The organism is Mesorhizobium sp. M2A.F.Ca.ET.042.01.1.1 (assembly GCF_003997405.1).
Classification (GTDB): Bacteria; Pseudomonadota; Alphaproteobacteria; order Rhizobiales; family Rhizobiaceae; genus Mesorhizobium.
Genome location: NZ_RZRX01000597.1, coordinates 1 through 872, shown reverse-complemented (window position 1 = coordinate 872; position 872 = coordinate 1). Strand labels below are relative to the sequence as shown.

The 872-nt window shown below is 60.0% G+C and carries 1 pseudogene; it reads left to right on the top strand.

What is annotated here, in order from left to right:
- Positions 1–748 (top strand): annotated as a pseudogene (locus tag EOA23_RS35080) (ISKra4 family transposase); the annotation flags it as partial.
- Positions 749–872: the final 124 nt, after the last annotated feature.

Genomic DNA, 872 nt, shown 5'->3' with positions numbered 1-872 from the left:
GAAATGTCACGAATACAACCGATTTCGCGGGATCCATGATTATCGATCTCGTACGGTCCCATTCGCTCTTCGGCATTTGTCGCCTGCGAGTGCCTCGGTTCCGCAGTTGCGCCTGCGGAAAGACGGCAAGATCGGACACCGGAAGCATCGAGACCCTGTTGAAGGGCAGAGCAACGCCGGAATTGGAGCGAATCCAGGCTGAACTCGGCTCCCGGCTATCGTTTCGAGAAGCCGCCCGTGTGCTCGATCTCCTTGTGCCCGCTCCGCGACCACACAATCATCGGACCGTTGTCAACCGGCTCGCCAAGGTCGCCGATCAGATCGAGAAGCGGGACGTCGCAAGCCCCTATCGCATCAGCCGAGCCGACGGATCGCCCATTTCCGTATTCATTGACGGTGCCTACATCCGCGCAGTTCCCGGATATCAAAGCCGGCATTTCGAAATCGCCATGGGGCGCGTTGTGGCCAAAGGCCGGCCATCGCGGCAGTTCGCCGCCGCGCCAAATGTTGCCACTGGGCAAGCATGACGCGGTTCGTGCCGCGCTGCGGGCTCAGGGATGGTTGCCTGGCCGCGACGTCACCGTTTTCAGCGACGGAGACGCCGGGCTGCAAGGTATTGTGCTCAGCGCAAGCCGGCAGCCCGTAACCCACATTCTTGACTGGTTCCATCTGTCGATGCGGCTTTGGCACATCGAACATCGAACAGACATCGGAAGGAATCAGGCACGGCGGTGATCTGAACATCTACCGTATGCGGTGCACCAAGGCACCAAGGCACCTTGCAATGGGCCGATGAACATGGAGCTTTCGCGCCATGACATTGGAACATGCAGACAGAACGACAGAACGAGGCCGACCGCTCGCTGCTGGAC